The sequence below is a fragment of the Mesorhizobium sp. WSM4307 genome, from assembly GCF_007003945.1.
Taxonomy (GTDB): domain Bacteria; phylum Pseudomonadota; class Alphaproteobacteria; order Rhizobiales; family Rhizobiaceae; genus Mesorhizobium.
In genome coordinates, this window is record NZ_VFTB01000008.1 from 242,332 (window position 1) to 262,054 (window position 19,723).

At 63.4% G+C, this 19,723-nt stretch carries 16 protein-coding genes and 1 tRNA gene; 6 read left to right on the top strand and 11 right to left on the bottom strand.

Features of this window, described 5'->3' with window-relative positions:
• Window positions 1-11: 11 nt before the first annotated feature.
• The 4 genes from FJV83_RS20930 to FJV83_RS20945 are packed head-to-tail and all read right to left on the bottom strand — an operon-like array spanning window position 12 to window position 4,450.
• Entirely contained in the window at window positions 12-788 is a 777-nt protein-coding gene (locus FJV83_RS20930) for an enoyl-CoA hydratase/isomerase family protein (protein ID WP_095772729.1), read from the bottom strand.
• Complete coding sequence (locus tag FJV83_RS20935) at window positions 781-2,382, bottom strand: acyl CoA:acetate/3-ketoacid CoA transferase (RefSeq protein ID WP_142884509.1); 1,602 nt, start codon at window positions 2,380-2,382, stop codon at window positions 781-783. The genes FJV83_RS20930 and FJV83_RS20935 overlap by 8 nt, the downstream gene beginning before the upstream one ends.
• Window positions 2,379-3,395 (bottom strand): Gfo/Idh/MocA family oxidoreductase, encoded by a 1,017-nt coding sequence (locus tag FJV83_RS20940; RefSeq protein ID WP_095772587.1) that lies wholly within the window; start codon window positions 3,393-3,395, stop codon window positions 2,379-2,381. Before FJV83_RS20940 ends, FJV83_RS20935 begins: the two co-directional genes overlap by 4 nt.
• On the bottom strand, window positions 3,392-4,450 hold the full coding sequence (locus FJV83_RS20945) for a LacI family DNA-binding transcriptional regulator (protein WP_095772588.1): 1,059 nt from the start codon (window positions 4,448-4,450) through the stop codon (window positions 3,392-3,394). Before FJV83_RS20945 ends, FJV83_RS20940 begins: the two co-directional genes overlap by 4 nt.
• A gap of 243 nt (window positions 4,451-4,693) precedes the next feature.
• Between FJV83_RS20945 and FJV83_RS20950 the strand changes: the two genes are divergently transcribed.
• On the top strand, window positions 4,694-5,848 hold the full coding sequence (locus FJV83_RS20950) for a dihydrodipicolinate synthase family protein (protein WP_142884508.1): 1,155 nt from the start codon (window positions 4,694-4,696) through the stop codon (window positions 5,846-5,848).
• Between the two features lie 288 nt (window positions 5,849-6,136).
• The gene (locus FJV83_RS20955) at window positions 6,137-6,886 is read left to right on the top strand and encodes a glycosyltransferase family 25 protein (RefSeq protein WP_185973272.1); all 750 of its coding nucleotides are present in this window, start codon (window positions 6,137-6,139) and stop codon (window positions 6,884-6,886) included.
• Between the two features lie 165 nt (window positions 6,887-7,051).
• Here the strand turns inward: FJV83_RS20955 and FJV83_RS20960 are convergent.
• Both FJV83_RS20960 and FJV83_RS20965 read right to left on the bottom strand, forming a co-directional pair.
• Window positions 7,052-7,126, bottom strand: a tRNA-Val gene (locus FJV83_RS20960).
• Between the two features lie 116 nt (window positions 7,127-7,242).
• Entirely contained in the window at window positions 7,243-7,605 is a 363-nt protein-coding gene (locus FJV83_RS20965; RefSeq protein ID WP_006199474.1) for a response regulator, read from the bottom strand.
• A 163-nt stretch (window positions 7,606-7,768) separates the two neighbouring features.
• Here FJV83_RS20965 and FJV83_RS20970 point away from each other — a divergent pair, with 163 nt between their 5' ends.
• Both FJV83_RS20970 and hisN read left to right on the top strand, forming a co-directional pair.
• On the top strand, window positions 7,769-8,710 hold the full coding sequence (locus tag FJV83_RS20970; protein ID WP_095786999.1) for an N-formylglutamate amidohydrolase: 942 nt from the start codon (window positions 7,769-7,771) through the stop codon (window positions 8,708-8,710).
• A 313-nt stretch (window positions 8,711-9,023) separates the two neighbouring features.
• Complete coding sequence (gene hisN / locus FJV83_RS20975; protein WP_095772731.1) at window positions 9,024-9,797, top strand: histidinol-phosphatase; 774 nt, start codon at window positions 9,024-9,026, stop codon at window positions 9,795-9,797.
• A gap of 30 nt (window positions 9,798-9,827) precedes the next feature.
• Here the strand turns inward: hisN and FJV83_RS20980 are convergent, their stop codons facing one another.
• The 4 genes from FJV83_RS20980 to FJV83_RS20990 form a co-directional block, all read right to left on the bottom strand.
• Complete coding sequence (locus tag FJV83_RS20980) at window positions 9,828-10,658, bottom strand: helix-turn-helix domain-containing protein (RefSeq protein ID WP_095792655.1); 831 nt, start codon at window positions 10,656-10,658, stop codon at window positions 9,828-9,830.
• 105 nt (window positions 10,659-10,763) lie between these two features.
• Window positions 10,764-11,000: a DUF1127 domain-containing protein gene (locus FJV83_RS20985; RefSeq protein WP_095792656.1), complete on the bottom strand. Its 237-nt coding sequence runs from the start codon at window positions 10,998-11,000 to the stop codon at window positions 10,764-10,766.
• Window positions 11,001-11,003: 3 nt separating this feature from the next.
• Entirely contained in the window at window positions 11,004-11,159 is a 156-nt protein-coding gene (locus tag FJV83_RS36495) for a hypothetical protein (RefSeq protein ID WP_179295806.1), read from the bottom strand.
• Between the two features lie 166 nt (window positions 11,160-11,325).
• On the bottom strand, window positions 11,326-12,303 hold the full coding sequence (locus tag FJV83_RS20990; protein WP_142884506.1) for an alpha/beta hydrolase: 978 nt from the start codon (window positions 12,301-12,303) through the stop codon (window positions 11,326-11,328).
• A gap of 474 nt (window positions 12,304-12,777) precedes the next feature.
• Between FJV83_RS20990 and FJV83_RS20995 the strand changes: the two genes are divergently transcribed.
• Complete coding sequence (locus tag FJV83_RS20995; RefSeq protein WP_095772596.1) at window positions 12,778-13,245, top strand: Hsp20 family protein; 468 nt, start codon at window positions 12,778-12,780, stop codon at window positions 13,243-13,245.
• An 81-nt stretch (window positions 13,246-13,326) separates the two neighbouring features.
• On the opposite strand, the gene FJV83_RS21000 is transcribed toward FJV83_RS20995, so the two are convergent.
• Entirely contained in the window at window positions 13,327-14,379 is a 1,053-nt protein-coding gene (locus FJV83_RS21000; RefSeq protein WP_142884505.1) for a low specificity L-threonine aldolase, read from the bottom strand.
• A 487-nt stretch (window positions 14,380-14,866) separates the two neighbouring features.
• Between FJV83_RS21000 and gltB the strand changes: the two genes are divergently transcribed.
• Window positions 14,867-19,612, top strand: coding sequence for a glutamate synthase large subunit (gene gltB / locus FJV83_RS21005; protein WP_142884504.1), 4,746 nt, complete (start codon window positions 14,867-14,869; stop codon window positions 19,610-19,612).
• The last annotated feature ends 111 nt before the right edge of the window (window positions 19,613-19,723 follow it).

Sequence of the window (19,723 nt, forward strand, 5' to 3'; positions counted from 1 at the left end):
GAGGGTTTTCTCTAGCTTCTTGAAAATGCTGGCTTCTGCTTGGTTTTGAAGGCGTCAACGCCAGCCTTGAGGTCGCCGGTAAGCGCGATAAAGCCGCTGGCCAGCGCTTCGGCAGCGGCCGCACTTTCCTCGCCCTCGGCCACCGCGATCATCAGCTTGGCCGCTTCCGTTGCCAACGGGCCGCGCTCGGCGATCTTTTCCCCCCAGCTCTTGGCACCGTCGAACGCCTTGCCGGTTTCGGTCACCCGGTCCACCACGCCAAGGGCCTGCGCTTCGGGAGCGAGAAGTATATCACCACCCAAGGCCATGCGCCGCACCGTCTGTGCGCCGAAGCGGCGCACGGCGCGCTGCGTGCCGGACCAGCCGGGCACGACGCCGATCGAGGTTTCGGGGAAGCCCAATTTCACATGCGCCTCGGCGACCCGGAAATCGCAGGCGACCGCCAGTTCCAGCCCGCCGCCCAGCGCATGGCCGGACAGCACGGCGATGGTCGGTTGCCGCAGCCGCGCCAGCCGGTCGAAGACGCGGTGGCCGTAGCGCACCCATTGCACCTGGAAATCGGCAGCACTCATCGCGCCCCAGGCCTCGACATCGCCGCCGGCGCAAAAGCCCTTGCCTTCGCCGCGCAAGAGCACGACGCGGACGCCTTCGGCCAGCTCTGCCTCGTCGAGCGCGGCTTCGAGCGCGCGCAGCATCGGAATGTCCAGCGCGTTGAACTTTTCCGGGCGGCGCAGCGTGACGATGCCGATGGCGCCGTCCTTTTCGAATGTAACGAGGCGCTCAGCCATGCGCGCCTCCGAGCGAGGCGCCGCCATTGAGCGACAGGCCGATCGGCCCGTCCTGGTAGAGCGCCGCCGGCGTCACCTTGAGGTCGTTGGCGACACCGAGCGGCATCTCGGCCTGCGCCAGGACATCGCGCCCGAGGTCGATGCCCGGCGCCAGCTCGGTGACCATCAGGCCGTCGGGCGTCAGCTTCATCACGCAGCGCTCCGTGACATAGGTGATGTCCTGGCCCTGGGCGACGGCGCGCTTGCCGGAAAACGAGATGTGCTCGACCTCGTTGACCACCTTGTTGACCTTGCCCTCCTGGTCGATGCGGATGCCGCCATCGGCCAGCGAAAGCTTGGCACCGGCATTGAAGAAGCCGGAGAAGACGATCTTCTTCGCCCGCGCGGTAATGTCGACAAAGCCGCCGGCGCCGGCGGTGACATGCGGCCGCGCCGACAGTTTCGACACGTTGACCGAGCCGTGGCGGTCGATTTGCAGGAAAGACAGCAGCGAGGCGTCGAAACCGCCGGCCTGGAAATAGATGAACTGGTGCGGCGAGGGCATGATCGCCTCGGCGTTGGAGGCGCAGCCGAACTTGAAGTCGAGCAGCGGCACCCCGCCGACCGCGCCCTGCTCGATCACCCAGGTGACCTTGCCGTGCTGGCCTTCTTCCAGAAGGATGCGCGGCACATTGGCCGAGATGCCGAAGCCTATGTTGACGGCCATGCCGTCGCGCAATTCCATGGCGACGCGGCGCGCGATCACCTTCTGCACGTTCATCTCGGCGTTGCGGAAGGTCGACAGCGGCCGGAAGATCTCGCCCGAAATCGCCGGGTCGTAAGGCGTCAGCGTCGTCTGCAGCTGGTCGGGCGCCACCACGATATGGTCGACCAGCACGCCCGGCACACGCACATCATGCGGCTTCAGCGTGCCGTTCTCGACGACGCGTTTGACCTGCGCGATGACGATGCCGCTATTGTTGCGGGCGGCGAGCGCCTGTTCGAGGCCGCCGAGATAGGCGCCTTCATGCTCATAGGTGAGGTTGCCGCGCTCGTCCGCCGTGGTGGCGCGGATGATCGAGATGTTGGGCACGATCGAGCGGAAATAGAGCCATTCCTCGCCGTCGAACTGCTGTACCGACACGATCGGCTCGCTGGCCGCGGCGTTCATGGCGCAGCCCTGATGGCGCGGGTCGGCAAAGGTGTCGAGACCGACCTTTGTCAGCACGCCCGGCCGTTTGGCGGCGGCCTCGCGGTGCATGTCGAACAGGATGCCGGATGGCACGTTGTAGGCGGCGACCGAATTGTCGCCGATCATCTTCCATATCTGCGGCGGCTCGGACGAGGAGGGGCCGGAAGGATAGGAACCGCATAGCGTGCGCTTCAAGAGGCCCGGCTTGGCCAGATGATCGATTCCCTTGATGCCGTACATGTCGCCGGCGGCGATCGGGTGCAGCGTGGTGATGTTCTTGGGGTGACCTTCGCCATCGAAGCGCTCGCCGATGGCGGCCAGCACCGCGTCCGGACAGCCAAGGCCGCTCGACGACGACACGGATACCGTCATGCCATCCTTGATCAGGCTGGCTGCCTGTGCCGCTGAAACGACCTTGCTCACTTCATGCTCCCGAGTTTCGGGTCGATCTTGACGGCCTTGCCGGAGCTGGCCGACTGCAACGCCGCCTCGGCTGATGCGAGCGACCAGATGCCGTCCTCGCCGGCGGCGGCAGGCTGGCCCTTGCCGAGGATCGCGGCATGGAACCGACGCACCGATCTGACGTAGAGATCCTCGCGGTCGAAGCTCAATTGCTCCTCACCCTTGGCTGTGCGCAACAGCACAGAGCCGTCCGGTTTCTGGGTCATCACATCGCTGGCGATCAGCGAGCCTTCCGAACCATGCACTTCGAAGCCGGTGCCGGCGAATTTGGTGGTGAAACCCTCATGCGACTGGGCGATGAGGCCCGACTTGAAGCGCCAGATGCACATGGCACCGTCTTCCAGACCGCCGGCGGCCATGCCGGCCGATTGCGTGAAGGCCGAGACCTCGACCGGATCGTCGCCGAGCACGAAGCGCAGCGTGTCGGCATCGTGGACTGTGATGTCGAGCACCACGCCGCCGCCGGCTTCCGGTTTGGTGATGCGCCAGCCCTGCAGATTCTCCGGCAGATAGACGGAATGGAAGACGCGCGCGGCGATTGGCTTGCCGATGCGCCCCGATGCGATGGCGTCACGCATGGCGCGATGCGCGCCGGCGTTGCGCAGATGATGGTTGGTGCCGAGCACGATGCCGGCCGCCCTGGCCGCCGCGACCATTTTGCGCGCGTCGGCGCTGGTCAGCGCCAGTGGCTTCTCGCACAGCACATGCTTGCCCGCCGCGATGGCGGCAAGCGCCTGTTCGAGATGCAGTTCGTTGGTGGTCGAGATGTAGACGGCGTCGATGTCGGACTTCAGCAAGGCATCCAGCGTAGACACCGCGGCTGGAATGCCGTTTTCCCTGGCATAGGCCGCCGCGCGTTCCGGATTGGAACTCATCACCGCCGCGATCTCGCCGCCCTCTTGCGCGCGAATGGCGTTGATCATGAATTGCCTGGCGATCGTGCTGGCGCCGATCAGCCCCCATTTGACACTCACGCGGCGCCTCCCGTTCCCGTGGGCCTGTTTCGCGTGCGGAGATCCGGACCGCAGCTTTCCCTGACCACGAGATTGACCGCGCCGATATGGTCTTCGGCCCGCGTGGTGCGGGACTGGATCAGCTTGAGCATGACGTGGGCGGCGCGCTCGCCGAGGCCGGCTGTGTCCACCGCGACGCTGGTCAGCGCCGGCATGTAATGTTCGGCCTCGACCACGTCGTCGAAGCCGACGACGGCGAAATCCGGTCCCGGCTCAAGCCGGCGCTTGCGCAATGCCAGCATCACGCCAAACGCGACGGCATCGTTGAAGCAGAGGGCGGCGGTCGGCGGCTCGGCCATTGTAAGGGCGGTCTCCAGGCAAGCGAGGCCGCCTCGGCGGTTTGTTTCGCCCTCGACGACCAATACGTCGCGGGCGGAGATGCCCAGCGTCTCGCAGGCCTCGCGAAAGCCGCCCAGCCGTTCCTGATAAACCACCAGATCCGAGGTGCCGCCGAAGAAGGCGAGCCGGCGATGTCCTTTGGCGATCAGATGGGCCGCGGCAAGATAGGCGCCGCGATGATTGTCGGGCGCGATAACAGGGATGCGGCTTTCAGGCAGGCGGCGCATGGCGAAGACCACCGGCACGCCCGCCAATTCCAGCCGCCGGAAAGCGCCTGGCGTGGTGCCGCGCGCCGGTGACACGATGAGACCGGCGACGCCCTGTTCCATCAGCGACTTGAGCACCTCTTCCTGGCGCACCGGATTCTCCGCCGTGTTGGCGATGAAGGGCACGATGCCGGCCGACTGGAAGACGCGTTCCATGCCGACCGCCAGCTCGGCGAAGAACGGGTTGGTGAGGTCGTTGATGACCATGCCGATGACATTGGAATGGGCCTTGCGCAGATTGGCGGCGCCGCGGTTGTAGACGTAGCCGACATCCTCGATCGCCTTGCGCACCTTGACCGCGGTTTCAGGCCGGATCAGCCCGCTGCCCTGGAGCACGAGCGATACCGTCGATTTGGACACGCCCGCCTCGCGGGCAATGTCGAATATCGTGGCCTTGGCCCGGCTGGCCATCTCGATGCGTCCTCCCAGCTTTTCTCACTCAAATCTATTGGAACGTTCTAATCACTGGTTCAATCTTGAGTCAATCGCGAATTTTTCTCAGCCGCAAAAACTGATTGTGCGTACTCAAATAGCACGGCCGGTAAGGCCTTCCGTGTTGCAACGCAGCATTTGCCGCCAGATTCGCTCCGAATCTTAAAGGTTCTTGATTTATTGGAACGTTCCATTTAATAGGCACGGCGAAGGGAGAGGTCGATGGATATTGTCTTGCCTGGCGAAGGTGGCCGCGGCGCCCGTTACGCGCTTGTCGGACAGCCGGTGCAGCCGGTGGTCGGCGCGCGGTTCTCGCGCATCGCCTATGCCGCCGCGCATGTCGTTGCCGACCCCCTCGAAATGACCGATCCATGGTCGCGGCCGGCGGTCGACTGGGACAGGACGATGGCATTCCGCCATCATTTGTGGCGGCTCGGCTTCCACATTGCCGAGGCAATGGACACGTCGCAGCGCGGCATGGGTTTCGACTGGGCCAATGCGAAGGAATTGATCCGCCGCTCGATCGCCGAGGCGCGCACTGTCGAGGGCGCCGATCTTGCCTCGGGTGCTGGAACCGACCAGCTGGCGCCGACCGCTGCCAGGACGCTCGACGAGGTGATCGCTGCCTATGGCGAGCAATTCGCTTTCATCGAAGGACAGGGCGGCAAGGCGATCATGATGGCCAGCCGTGCCTTGGCGGCCGTCGCGAAGGGTCCGGACGATTATGCGCGCGTCTATGACCGCATCTTGAGCCAGGCCTCCGGCAAGGTCATCCTGCACTGGCTGGGGGACATGTTCGACCCGGCCTTGCAGGGCTACTGGGGCAGCAGCGATTTCGAGGCCGCGCTCGATACGGTGGTCGCCATCATCGAACGCCACGCAGACAAGGTCGAAGGCATAAAGATATCGCTGCTCGATGCCGGCAAGGAGGTCGCGCTGCGCAACCGGCTGCCGGACGGCGTCGTGATGTTCACCGGCGACGACTTCAACTACCCCGAACTGATCGCCGGCGACGGCAACAGGCATTCGCACGCGCTACTTGGCATTTTCGACGCCATCGCGCCTGTCGCCAATGCCGCGCTGGCAAGGCTCGCCGAGGGCGACCGCGCCAGCTATGACGCGCTGATGGCGCCGACCGTGCCGCTGTCGCGAAAAATCTTCGAGGCGCCGACCGAATATTACAAGGCCGGCATCGTCTTCATGGCCTGGCTGAACGGCCACCAGGATCACTTCACCATGGTCGGCGGCATGCAGTCGGCGCGCGGTATCCGCCATTATGCCGAAATCTTTCGCCTTGCCGACCAGGCAGGCCTGCTGGCCGACCCTGACCTTGCCGCATCGCGGATGAAGAACCTGTGTGCCGTCGCAGGCATCTGACGATGGTTCGCGCAGAGATCCGAATCTTCTTTTGAACCAATTTCTCCCGGGACGCGACCGCCATCAGGCGTGCCGAGGTTCAGGCCATCCTTCGCCGATCCAAAGGTTTTCGCGGCTTCGGCATCGCTGCCAGGCCAGTTCGGGAGCCACCATCCGGCGAATGGATCAGGGTGACGCATTTCGCCAGCGGCAGGACGAGTTGGTTCGATGTCCAATATTGACGTTGAAGCGGCACCAATATAGCTGATAGTTTATTTGTAGGTTGCGGGGGCGACAATGAAATGTTTGGTGATTAATCTTGACCGATCAGTTGATCGGATGGCCTCGGCTACAGCTCAGTTTTCTCGTATTGGGATTGATTTCGAGCGCGTCGCCGGTATCGACGCAATGAACGGGGCTCCGTTTACCGCGCCGCCGCTGACCGAAACCGAAATCTGTTGCTTTCTCAGTCACCGCCGCTGCTGGAAAACCATCGCGGATGGTCCCGGCAAGTATGGCGCGGTATTCGAGGACGATGTTGTTTTCAGCCAGGACGCCGGCGGCGTTTTGGCTGATGACTCCTGGGTCCCGCCAGATGCCGATATCGTCAAGCTGGAAACATTCCTCAGCCGAGTAAGACTCGGGAGCCGGCACATCCCCGTCAAAAACGGATACTCAGCAAGGCGGCTTCTCGGGCAACACTTAGGTTCGTGCGGCTACGTGATTTCCAAAAGTGCCGCCTATGGCCTGCTCAGAAATACGGAACGCTTTAGGGCAGCAGTCGACGTCGCCCTTTTCAGCCCAAATCAGATGACGGCCGCGCGCAACACGGTCTACCAATTGATGCCGGCTCTCTGCGCCCAAGCGGCCGTCGTTGGCATCGAGGGACCTTTGAGCTTGATCCAACTTGCTCCCAGGCCCCATGTAAACAAGCGAATGGCCGACAGGATCCATTCAGAGGCGACGCGCATTTTCTGGTACTTGCGTAACAGGAATTTCTTATCGACAGAGAAAGTTGACGCTGTCCGGCTAGGCGGCCCCTCAGCTTACCCCAAATAAAAACGGTAGCTCACGCGGCATGTCGGCCAAGACGCTCGACAAATCGGCCTATGGGCCAAGATCCGTCGTCCACCCGGGCGGCGGATTTTGCTTTTCCCCTAAAAAGCAAACATCATCCGTTTCTGCGCCAAACGGAGGAGGGTGTCAGCTAAGTAGTTGAAAGGATGGTGGGCGTGACAGGGATTGAACCTGTGACCCCTGCAATGTCAATGCAGTGCTCTCCCGCTGAGCTACACGCCCATCCGACGTCGCGCATACACCATTTTTGGTCCGGCGCGTCAATAGCGAGAAAAAGGAAAGAAGGCGTCGTCTCGCCGCACCGGCAAACAAGTGCCGATGCCTCAACTGAAGGCGGCTCAGGCCGCCTGCAGCATCTTCTCGACCTCGTTGACGAGATCGCGCAGGTGGAAGGGCTTCGACAGCACCTTGGCGTCTTTCGGCGCCTTGGAATCCGGGTTCAGCGCAACGGCGGCGAAACCGGTGATGAACATGACCTTGAGGTCGGGATCGATCTCGGTGGCGCGACGCGCCAGTTCGATACCGTCCATCTCCGGCATGACGATGTCGGTCAACAGCAGCGAGAACGGCTCCTCGCGCAGCCGCTCATAGGCGCTGGCGCCATTGTCGAAATCGCTGACCTGGTAGCCGGCGCGTTCCAGCGCCTTGACGAGGAAACGGCGCATATCGTCGTCGTCTTCCGCCAGAAGAATGCGTGCCATGATATCCCGTCCGAATCACCCGCCCGAGACTGCCGCCCAGGCAGCCCGTTAACCATCCTGTATATGAGGCGGTGACGGTAAACATCAAGTGAATACGGCGAAGCGTTATCCGCATTCGGCAGCGCGATGCGGACGGCGAAATGCTGGACATGCGGCCGGCAAGGTGGCACTTTCATACGATGATGCATCGGTGTTTTCGGGTTCGTGCAAATTGAAGACGGCAGCCGAGGATTTTTCGGTCGTTCAACCCTTCGAAATCCGATCGGGCGTCGAACAGCGCGTCCCCTTCCTGTTCAACTCACCGCATAGCGGCCGCTACTATCCGGAACGCTTCCTCGCCATGGCGAGGCTCGACCGCAACGCCATCCGCCGTTCGGAAGATTGCTACGTCGATGAACTGTTCGGCGGCGCCGTGGCGCTTGGCGCGCCGATGCTGGCGGCGAATTTCCCGCGCGCCTATCTCGACGTCAACCGCGAGCCGTGGGAACTCGACCCACGCATGTTCGCCGAGCCGGTGCCGTCCTTCTGCAACATCCGTTCGGCGCGGGTGGCCGGTGGACTTGGCACCGTGCCCAAGCTGGTGGGTGAAGGGCTCGACATCTATTCCGGTCGCCTGCCGCTCGCCGAAGCCGTCGCCCGCATCGAGGCCGTCTACAAGCCCTATCATGAAACGCTGAAGCGGCTTTTGACCAGAACCCATGCCCGCTTCGGCTTTGCAGTGCTGATCGACTGCCATTCGATGCCGGCAAGCATCCGCGTCGGCGACAGCGGCCTGCGGCCGGACTTCATCATCGGCGATCGTTTCGGCATCTCGGCCACCGCCGCCCTGACCGAGACGGCGATCGGCCTCTTGACCGCGATGGGCTATACGGTCGCCCACAACAAGCCGTATGCCGGCGGCTTCATCACGGAACATTATGGCCGCCCGGCGCGCCATCTGCATGCCCTGCAGATCGAGGTCAATCGCGGGCTCTACATGAATGAGCGGACGTTCGAGAAAGTCGCTGGCTTCGACGCGCTAGCCGACGATCTGACGCGATTTTCAGCGGATCTGATGGCGATGCCCGACCATCACTTCATCGACCTGCCGCTGGCCGCGGAGTGAAATAGCCGGCCCGAGGTGCAGGTGTAAAAAAAGACCGCATCGTTTGCACGATACGGTCGAAGTCTAGGGAGGAAACGCCCAAGGAGGGCATGGACAGGAAACCCTGTCCGAGGCTGAGGGTATTGTGCGGTGCACAAATGTCAAGCGATGTTCAGGCTTTTTTAATTCAGAGTGATGTGGAAATTGCCTTTCGATGACGCGGATGTGACATTTGGGCAACAAGTGTCGCCGCGAATAAATCGATAAACAGGCTTGTTTTGGCGGGAAAGTGTCGGCAGAGCCCGATTGGCACTGGGCAATGCGGGAGAATCAATTGGACATCAGCATCGATTTCATGCGCCGCATCGCGCAGGCGGCAGCGGCCGAGACCTTGCCGCGCTTTCGCGCCCAGGGTGCCGTCGCAAACAAGGAAAAGGGTAGTTTCGACCCGGTCACGGAAGCCGACCGTGAGACCGAACGCGCCATCCGCGCACTGATATCGGCGCAGTATCCCGACCATGGCATTCTCGGCGAAGAGCATGGCAGCGAAAACACCTCCAGCCGGCATGTCTGGGTGATCGACCCGATCGACGGCACGCGCGCCTTCATTTCCGGCCTGCCAGTGTGGGGGACACTGGTCGGATTGACGGTCGACGGCGACGCGGTCGCCGGCATGATGGCGCAGCCTTTCACTGGCGAGCTGTTCTACGCCAACGCCTCGGGCTCGCACTATGAGGGGCCGGGCGGTCCGCGCAAGCTTGCGACCCGCAAGACGACAAGGCTCGATGAGGCGACGCTGTTCACCACCACGCCAGCGCTGTTCCAGGGCGAGGCGCGCACGCGCTATGACACGTTCGAGAAACAGGTCCAACTCGCCCGCTACGGCGTCGATTGCTATGCCTTCGCGATGATCGCCTCGGGGAGCGTCGACATCGTCGCCGATCCCGGCCTGAAACCCTATGACATCGTGGCGCTGATCCCGATCATCGAGAAGGCCGGCGGCGTCGTCACCACCTTCGATGGCGGACCGGCGGAAAAGGGCGGCGATGTGCTGGCGGCGGCGACGCCGGAGCTTCACGCGGCCGCCATGGCTGCCCTGCGCGGCTGATATCTCCGGGCTTTCTTCGAAGCAGTCGCTTCAGCGCGACCTGATCGAGCGCTGGAATGCCGCCGGCGTGCGTCCGTAGACCTGTCTGAACGACGCGCTGAAATGGCTGTGGCTTGAAAAGCCGAGGTCCATGCCGAGCGTGGTCAGATTGTCGTAGCGGCCGAGCAGGTCGAGCGCGCGCGCCAGCCGCAGGCGCAGATGATAGCGATAGAGCGGCATCGCCTCGACCTGCTGGAATATTTGCGTCAGATAGACCGGCGAGACTCCGACCTCAGCGGCAATCTCGGCCAGCCTCCAGCGCCGCGACAGATCCGACGCCAGCACCAGCTTGGCGCGGTCGACCAGTTTTTGCCGTCCGGGGCTGGCGCCCGCGACATGCGAGGTGCGCTCGCCGAGCGAGCGCCGCGCCAGCGTTAGCGCCAGCGTCTCGGCCTCCAGCGTTTCGGCGACATTGCAGCTCAGGCTGTGGCGCAGCAGCGCCACCAAGGCTTGCGCGCGCGGATCGATGCGCCGGTGCTGGCGGCGAAACGCCAGGACGCCACTGGCGAACAACTGCTCCTTCGGCGCCAGTTCCCGCAATTGGCCTTCCTCGATGACAAGGTCGAGGCAGGCGTCGCCGCCCTCGATGGGATGGCTGACCTGGTAAGCTTCCGCCTCATTGAAGAACAGAAGCTGATTGGCTTCCGCGACCGCATCATTGCGGCCGACATGGCGCACGAAGACGCCGCGATAGGGGAACACCAGATGCGTGGCAGACGTGCACTCCTCATCGCTCCTGTGACGGCATTCGCCGCTGCAGACGACATCCCGCACCCTGACGGTGCCGGTGTCCAGAAGGAGCTGAACCGTGAATTGCGACATGGCCGTTGCGTTTTCCCTCGCGCCGGAATGATTCCGGCATTGCGGTGGGTACTCTATCCAAACGGCCTGCCCAATCCTGTCAGGAGACTTCTCGACGGACGCTTCTCAGTCCCACGAGCGACGCCTGAATTCCGAATAGGCTTCGCCGCGTGACAGACCGATGTCCTTGAGCTGTTGGTCTGTCATTTCCAACAAGGCAAGCCGGCTTCGGCGCTTCTCCATCTGGCGGCTGATCCATCTCGCCGCCGCGATGCATTGGGCGTGCAAGGCCTGCAGGCTGGTTTCGGTATGGGCTGGCGGCTGGCCAGCCAGGCGTTGTGCCGCCGCGTGATCGGTGCGCATGGCTCAATCCTCGCTCACGCCGGCCGCCGAGACGCCGGCTTCGTTCAGCGCCGTCGCGCATTCCTCGCAGCAGACCTCGACGGTCTTGCCGCCGACCTTGACGCGGATCGGGTCGGCGTCCAACTGGCAATCGCAGGCGGCGCAGGTTTTCTCGGTCATGATCTCATCTCCATGGCGTTCAATTCGACGCGTTGAGATGAGCATTTCGGCGCGAGCGCCGGCTGTCAGAATCTTTAGCGGTTTGCGCGCCGCGGGAAGCGGCTGGCCGATCATCCTGACAACGGTGTGTCAGCTATGCCGGCCTGTGAGAGGACCGCGGTGCCTGTCAGGCCGTCGGATCGTCCGAGCCGGGGATGAAGGCGTCGAAGGCGGCAAGGAATTGTTCGCGGTAGAGATCGACCTCCTGCAGGATTTCGTGCTTGGAGCCGTCGATCATCAGCAGCGAGCCGAGCCTCAGGCTTCTGGCGTAGGCTTCCACCGCCCTGGTCGACACGACCTGGTCGGTGCCGGCGGCGATGATCAGCAGAGGCACCTGAATCCGGGCCATGAAGTCGGGGTCGCTGATGGCTTCCGACGCCTTCGCCGCCGCCTGCAGCCAGCGGATCGTCGGACCGCCAAGCGCCATTCGCGGATATTCTTCGTAGATGCGCGTGTTGCGGCGGTAGCGTCGCGGATCCGACGTTACCTTGTTGGCTAGGAAAGGCAGCGTGTGTCTGGGCCGTGGACCCCAGGCGGCATAGAGCCGGCCCAGCCCCAAAGCGCAGAAAACCGAACAGATACGGCGGACTGTTCGGATCGAGACCGGCAGGTCGGGCAGGGTCAGGAACGGTGCGATCAGCACCATGCGGCGCACGCGGTTCACCATGGACGGCGCGGCAAGCAGCGCGATCACGGCCCCGGCTGAATGGGCAAGGATGTAATACGGTCCGCGGCAATCGGGCAGCACGATCTCCTCGAAAAACTGCTCCAGATCGGCCGTGTAGTCGCGGAAGGACCTGACATAGCCGCGCTGGCGATCGCGGATCAGCCGGTCGGAATCTCCCTGGCCGCGCCAATCGAGGGTGGCGACGCCAAAGCCGCGGGCGGCAAGGTCGCGAATGGTTTCGAAATATTTCTCGATGCACTCATTGCGGCCGGACAGCAGCACCACGGTGCCCCGTATCGGGCGCGCGGCCGCCGGGAACAGGCCATAGCGGATCTTCTTGCGGTCGCGCGTGATGAAAAAGCCACCGGTGGCGTTTTCCGGTCGCGGATTGCCCTCGGTTTCGTGGAAAAGCGGCGTGTCGTGGAGAAGGTCCGTCATGCGGCGCTTTGTGCTCGGCGTCTTCAGGTGCCAGCCTGTCGCGGCTGGCCTCGTCAAGGTGATAGACGCCAATGCATTAAAAGCAAAGCAAATCCGGGTCGTGCCGCAATGGGAAGGCCGGAAGCCGCCCGAGGGCGTGCTTCCGGCCTCTGTCGATCCGGGAGGAAGGGACGTTAACACCCGGTTCGGCCTCGTTGCGGCATCCCTGTAAAATCCGGCGCCGCCAATCCTTGATCTTGACCTCACTCTAGCGGCGGCTGTCTGAACAGGCGCCGAAGCGCCGGTTCATCTGCCGTTCATCAAGGGGCAGGCCATTCAGTTTTTGCAGCCGGGGGAAATCTTGAAATGCATTCGAGCGCTCCCCAAATGTTGAGTGCGGTCGCCAATGTCGGGGCCGCTGGTCCTGCCGAAACGCCGCTTACGGGTTTCGCACCGGCCATACGCAAACCATGTTGCTCAACAGGAGAACACATCATGCGTCACGTTGATTTTTCCCCGCTTTACCGTTCGACCGTCGGCTTCGACCGTCTCTTCACCATGCTGGATTCGCTTGCGCAGCCCGATGGCGCGCAGACCTATCCGCCCTACAATATCGAGCGCACCGGTGAGGATTCCTACCGGATCTCCATGGCGGTTGCCGGCTTTTCGGACGAGGAAATCTCGATCGAAGCTCACCGCAACGTGCTGACCGTCAAGGGTGAGCGCAAGGACGAAGGTGACGGTGAAGGCGCCGAATTGCTCTATCGCGGCATTGCCTCCAGGGCCTTCGAGCGCCGCTTCCAGCTTGCCGACCACGTTGAAGTCGTCGGCGCCACGCTGAAGAACGGCCTGCTCTTCGTCGACCTCAAACGCAACATTCCCGAGGAACTGAAGCCGCGCAAGATCGCGATCACCTCGGCTTCGGCCAAGGCCAAGCAGATCGAGGCCAAGACCGCTGCGTAATGTAGCCCAGGAATAGAAGCGTCTCCTCCCGAGACGAAAGCGGCGCCGAAAGGCGCCGCTTTTTTGTTGTTCGGGGGCCGATTATCCGGCGATCAATTGGCCAAAGCGGTCGACTTCCTCGGCTGACGTCGCGAAGCTGGTGACGAAGCGGTAGAGCAGTTCCTCCTCGCCGATATGGCCGTCAAAGCCATGCGGCTTGTGCCAATCATAGAAGGCGGCGCCCGCCGCCTGCAGTCTCTCGGCCTCGGTCTTCTTGATCACGGCGAACACCTCGTTGGCTTGCGGCAGCCAGGCCAGCTTCGCGTGGGCCGAATCCTCGATCGCCGCCGCGAGGCGGGCGGCCATGGCGTTGGCGTGGCGCGCTGTGTCGAGCCACAGGCCGTCCTTGAAATAGGCTTCGAACTGCGCCGCGACGAAGCGCGACTTCGAAAACAGCTGGGCGGCGCGCTTGCGCAGAAAGGCCAATTCCCTGGCGCGGTCGAGGTCGAACAGCACGATCGCCTCGGCGCACCAGCAACCATTCTTGGTGCCGCCGAAGGACAGGATGTCGACGCCGCGCTTCCAGGTCATTTCGGCCGGCGTCGTGTCGAGCGCGACCAGCGCATTGGCAAAGCGGGCGCCATCCATGTGCAGCGGCACGGAATGCCGTTTTGCGATGGCCGAAATCGTCTCGATCTCATTCAGGCCGTAGATGGTGCCGACCTCGGTCGACTGGGTGATCGAAACCGCCATCGGCCGGCCCCAGTGGACGATTTCGGGCGCGAAGCGGCCAATGGTCCGCTCCAGATTGTGCGCGTCGATCTTGCCCAGTGCGCCGTCGACGGCGTGCAAGCGCGCGCCGCCGGAAAAATGCTCCGGCGCGCCGCATTCGTCCTCGATGGCATGCGATTCGCGGTGCGCGAAGGAAATGCCGCCGGGCTTGTTGAAGGTGGTCAGCGACAGCGCGTTGGCGGCGGTGCCGGTCGCCACGAAGAACACCGCGACCTCGCGTTCGAAAATCTCATTGAAGCGCCGGTAGACCGCCTGGTCGAGCGCGCCGTCGCCATAGGCGGTGGCAAAGCCGCCGGCCGCGGCCGACAGGCCGGCAACGATATTGGGATGGGCGCCTGCCCAATTGTCGGAAGCGAAGAACATGCATCTGCCTATGTCTGGGGAAGATCGGGGAAAATCAGCGCGGAGTTGAACGGTTCCACGCGCCAACCGCAAGGGCCAAGTGCCGGAAAACCGTTAAAGCCAGTCATGCCGACAAGGCAGGGATCGGCGACTGAAGCTTACGTTTTCTCTCAACTTCACGTAATTTTATGTCGTGGAAGGCTCAAGTTTTTTGTGAATCGGTCTTGTGTGCGTCGGGGAATTCTGCCATAAAAATTTAGGACAGTAGTGCTGTCTTATTTTGTCGCACAAAACAGGCTGGATTGGCGTAACATATTGGCCTCTCCGGCTGTTGCTGCGAGCGACAGGTGGACGGCCAGACTCTGGCCTGTACGATACCAGACGCGAACCATGTGGAAAGCCGCCTGGTTCGGCAAGGATTTCGCAAGACGTGCCGCAAGGATCAGGGTGAGCCAAGCGCTTGCCGAGGCAAACCAGCGCCTGAAGGGCTGGAACGGAGGACAGGACAATGACGGACATGACGCTCTCTGCGACGAACGGCCAGGCCGCGCAGACGAAAGCGGCTGCCGTCAAAAATACCTCTCGAACCGACATTGACCGGACCGATATCGGGCGAACCGGTTTTGCCCCTCGGGGCCTCTACGATCCGCGCAACGAGCATGACGCCTGCGGCGTCGGTTTCATTGTTAACATGAAGGGCGTGAAGTCGCATCAGATCGTCAAGGACGGGCTTGCCGTGCTCGAAAACCTGACGCATCGCGGCGCCGTCGGCGCCGACCCGCTGGTCGGCGACGGGGCCGGCGTGCTGGTGCAGCTTCCCGACCAGTTCTTCCGTGAGGAGATGGCGGCCCAGGGCATCGAACTGCCGCCTTCGGGCCAATATGGCGTCGGACACTGGTTCATGCCGCAGGACGCGGCGCTGCGCGCCCATATCGAGGACATCATCGCCGAATCGGCACAGTCCGAAGGACTGCCGCTCATCGGCTTCCGCGACGTGCCCGTCGACAATTCGTCGCTGTCGAAGGCGCCCGATATCGTCGCGTCCGAGCCGTTCCATCGCCAGGTCTTCATCGGCCGCACGGCCGATATTCCAGATGACGAGGAATACGAGGCCCGGCTTTATCTGCTGCGCAAGGTCATTTCGGGCCGCATCTATGCCGAGAACGACAACAAGGACATCGGCGCCTATTGCGTGTCGCTGTCGGCGCGCACCATCGTCTACAAGGGCATGTTCCTGGCCTATCAGGTCGGCGCCTATTACAAGGATCTCAAGGACCCGCGCTTCGAGACCGCGCTGATCCTCGTCCACCAGCGTTTCTCGACCAACACCTTCCCGTCATGGAAGCTGGCGCATCCCTACCGCATGGTCGCGCACAATGGCGAGATCAACACGGTGCGCGGCAACAACAACTGGATGGCGGCGCGCCAGGCCTCGGTCGATTCCGAGCTGTTCGGCAACAACATCTCGAAGCTGTGGCCGATCTCCTATGACGGCCAGTCCGACACGGCGTGCTTCGACAATGCGCTCGAATTCCTGTTCCAGGGCGGCTACAGCCTCAGCCACGCCATGATGATGCTGATCCCGGAAGCCTGGGCCGGCAACAAGCTCATGGATGCCGATCGCAAGGCTTTCTACGAATACCACGCCGCCCTGATGGAGCCGTGGGACGGGCCGGCGGCGGTCGCCTTCACCGATGGCCGCCAGATCGGCGCCACCCTCGACCGCAACGGCCTGCGCCCTGCACGCTACATCGTCACCGACGATGGCCGCGTCATCATGGCTTCCGAAGCCGGCGTGCTGCCGGTAGCGGAGGAGAAGATCGTCCAGAAGTGGCGGCTGCAGCCCGGCCGCATGCTGTTGATCGACCTTGCCAAGGGACGCATCGTGCCCGACGAGGAGATCAAGTCGGAGATCGCCACCAGGCACCCCTACAAGACCTGGCTCGCCAACACGCAGCTCATCCTGGAAGACCTGAAGCCGGTCGAACCGCGCGCGCTGCGCAAGGATGTCAGCCTGCTCGATCGCCAGCAGGCGTTCGGCTACACCCAGGAAGACACCAAGCTGTTGATGTCGCCAATGGCGACCACCGGCCAGGAGGCCGTTGGTTCGATGGGCACCGACACGCCGATCTCGGCGATGTCGGACAAGTCGAAGTTGCTCTACACCTATTTCAAGCAGAACTTCGCCCAGGTCACCAACCCGCCGATCGACCCGATCCGCGAGGAGCTGGTGATGAGCCTGGTGTCCTTCATCGGGCCGCGGCCGAACATCTTCGACCTGGTCGGCAATTCGCGCCGCAAGCGGCTCGAAGTGCGCCAGCCCATCCTGACCAATGGCGATCTGGAGAAGATCCGTTCCATCGGCCACACCGAGGACCGTTTCGACACCAAGACCATCGACATCACCTATGGCTCGAATGAGGGCGCTGCCGGCATGCAGGGCGCCATCGACCGCCTGTGCGAACGCGCCGAGGCGGCGGTCGCCGGCGGCTACAACATCATCATCCTGTCCGACCGTCAGCTCGGCCCGGACCGTATCGCCATCCCGGCGCTGCTGGCGACGGCGGCGGTGCACCATCACCTGATCCGCAAGGGGCTGCGTACTTCCGTCGGCCTGGTCGTCGAATCCGGCGAGCCGCGCGAAGTGCACCATTTCTGCTGCCTTGCCGGCTACGGCGCCGAGGCGATCAACCCCTATCTCGCCTTCGATACGTTGCTCGACATGCACAAGCGCGGCGAGCTGCCGGAAGAGGTCGACGCCTACGAGGTCGTGTCGCGCTACATCAAGTCGATCGGCAAAGGCATCCTCAAGGTGATGTCCAAGATGGGCATCTCGACCTACCAGTCCTATTGCGGCGCGCAGATCTTCGACGCCATCGGGCTGAAGTCCGATTTCGTCGAGAAGTATTTCACCGGCACAGCGACGCTGATCGAAGGCGTCGGGCTGGATGAGGTCGCGGGCGAAACCGTCAGCCGCCACACGGACGGTTTCGGCAACGATCCGGTGCTGCGCAACAGCCTCGAGGTCGGCGGCGAATATCTCTTCCGCATGCGCGGCGAGGCGCATATGTGGTCGCCCGACGCGGTCGCCACCCTGCAGCACGCCGTGCGCCAGGGCTCGTGGGAGACCTTCAAGGAATATTCCGCGCAGATCGACAGCGAGACCGCCCGCGCGCAGACCATACGTGGCCTGTTCAAGATCAGGCTGGCTGAAGAGACCGGCCGCAAGAAGGTCGCGCTCGACGACGTCATGCCGGCGGCCGAGATCGTCAAGCGCTTCTCGACCGGGGCGATGTCGTTCGGTTCGATCTCCAGGGAAGCGCACACCACTTTGGCGCGCGCCATGAACCAGATCGGCGGCAAGTCGAACACCGGCGAGGGCGGCGAAGAGGCCGACCGCTATTTGCCGCTGCCCGGCGGCGGCAAGAACCCGGAACGCTCGGCCATCAAGCAGGTCGCCTCCGGGCGGTTCGGCGTGACGGCCGAATATCTGGTCAATTCCGATGTCATGCAGATCAAGGTGGCGCAGGGCGCCAAGCCCGGCGAGGGCGGCCAGCTGCCCGGCCACAAGGTCGACGCGACCATCGCCAAGGTCCGGCATTCGACACCGGGCGTCGGCCTGATCTCGCCGCCGCCGCATCACGACATCTATTCGATCGAGGATCTGGCGCAGCTGATCTACGATCTGAAGAACGTCAACCCGGCGGCCGACGTGTCGGTCAAGCTGGTGTCGGAAGTCGGTGTCGGCACGGTCGCGGCCGGCGTCGCCAAGGCGCGCGCCGACCACATCACCATCTCGGGCTATGATGGCGGCACCGGCGCCTCGCCGCTGACCTCGCTCAAGCATGCCGGCAGCCCGTGGGAGATGGGCCTGGCCGAGACGCATCAGACGCTGGTGCTGAACGGCTTGCGCAGCAGAGTGGCGCTGCAGGTCGACGGCGGCTTGCGCACCGGGCGCGACGTCATCATCGGCGCGCTGCTCGGCGCCGACGAGTTCGGCTTCTCGACCGCGCCGCTGATCGCGGCCGGCTGCATCATGATGCGCAAGTGCCACCTGAACACTTGTCCGGTTGGTGTCGCCACCCAGGACCCGGTGCTGCGCAAGCGCTTCAAGGGCACGCCCGAGCATGTCATCAACTTCTTCTTCTACGTGGCGGAAGAGGTGAGGGCGCTGCTGGCCGAGATGGGCTACACCCATATCGACCAGATCATCGGCGACAGCGATCTTCTGGAAAAGCGCGACGTGATCCAGCACTGGAAGGCGCGCGGCCTCGATTTCTCGAAGATGTTCTACAAGCCCGATGCGCCGCACGAAGCGGTGCACTGGACCGAGCGGCAGAAGCACCCGATCGACGACGTCCTCGACCGCAAGCTGATCGAGCTGGCCAAGCCGGCACTGGAGGCCAAGCAACCGGTCAAGATCGAGGTCGATATCCGCAATGTCGACCGTTCCACCGGCGCAATGCTGTCGGGCGAAGTCGCCAAGCGCTTCAAGCACAAGGGGCTGCGCGAGGACACGATCCAGGTGAGACTGACCGGCACAGCCGGCCAGTCCTTCGGCGCCTTCCTGGCGCGCGGCGTCTCGTTCGAACTCGTCGGCGCCGGCAACGACTATGTCGGCAAGGGCCTGTCGGGCGGGCGCATCGTCATCCGGCCGCCAGAAGAGGCCAGGATCGTGGCGGCGGACTCCATCATCGTCGGCAACACGGTGCTTTATGGCGCGACCGAGGGTGAAGCCTATTTCGCCGGTGTCGCCGGCGAGCGTTTCGCGGTGCGCAATTCGGGCGTCGCCGCCGTCGTTGAAGGCGTCGGCGACCATGGCTGCGAATACATGACCGGCGGTGTCGTCGTCGTCATCGGCAAGACCGGCCGCAACTTCGCCGCCGGCATGTCGGGCGGCGTCGCCTATGTGCTGGACGAGGCGGGCGATTTCGCCGAGCGCTGCAACATGGCCATGGTCGAACTGGAGCCGGTGCCGGAAGAAGACGACCTGATGGAAAGGCTGCTGCACCATGGCGGCGACCTCGACCACAAGGGTCGCGTCGACGTGTCCGGCGACATGACCAGCCATGACGAGGAACGCCTCTACCAGCTGATCTCGAACCATGTGCACTATACGGGGTCGGTGCGCGGCCGCGAGATCCTCGACGACTGGGCGACGTTCCGGCCGAAATTCCGCAAGATCATGCCGGTCGAATACCGCCGCGCGCTGATCGAGATGGAACGCATGCGCATGGGCGTCGCGGCCGAATAGATTTGCGAGAATTGCCGGGGAGCCCAGGCTTCCCGGCCCCCTTCATCGACAGTTTGACCTCTGGCGCAAGGTTGCCATGGCTGCCTCAAGAGGTTAACGGGTGCGGCGAAA

Coding starts and splice junctions, on each gene's coding strand:
- FJV83_RS21000 (WP_142884505.1), bottom strand. CDS start 14,379: ATGTTCTTCGCTTCCGACAATTGGGCAGGCGCCCATCCCAATATCGTT.
- FJV83_RS20945 (WP_095772588.1), bottom strand. CDS start 4,450: ATGGCCAGCCGGGCCAAGGCCACGATATTCGACATTGCCCGCGAGGCG.
- gltB (WP_142884504.1), top strand. CDS start 14,867: ATGACGGACATGACGCTCTCTGCGACGAACGGCCAGGCCGCGCAGACG.
- FJV83_RS20985 (WP_095792656.1), bottom strand. CDS start 11,000: ATGCGCACCGATCACGCGGCGGCACAACGCCTGGCTGGCCAGCCGCCA.
- FJV83_RS20950 (WP_142884508.1), top strand. CDS start 4,694: ATGGATATTGTCTTGCCTGGCGAAGGTGGCCGCGGCGCCCGTTACGCG.
- FJV83_RS20930 (WP_095772729.1), bottom strand. CDS start 788: ATGGCTGAGCGCCTCGTTACATTCGAAAAGGACGGCGCCATCGGCATC.
- FJV83_RS20995 (WP_095772596.1), top strand. CDS start 12,778: ATGCGTCACGTTGATTTTTCCCCGCTTTACCGTTCGACCGTCGGCTTC.
- FJV83_RS20980 (WP_095792655.1), bottom strand. CDS start 10,658: ATGTCGCAATTCACGGTTCAGCTCCTTCTGGACACCGGCACCGTCAGG.
- FJV83_RS20965 (WP_006199474.1), bottom strand. CDS start 7,605: ATGGCACGCATTCTTCTGGCGGAAGACGACGACGATATGCGCCGTTTC.
- FJV83_RS20990 (WP_142884506.1), bottom strand. CDS start 12,303: ATGACGGACCTTCTCCACGACACGCCGCTTTTCCACGAAACCGAGGGC.
- FJV83_RS36495 (WP_179295806.1), bottom strand. CDS start 11,159: ATGACCGAGAAAACCTGCGCCGCCTGCGATTGCCAGTTGGACGCCGAC.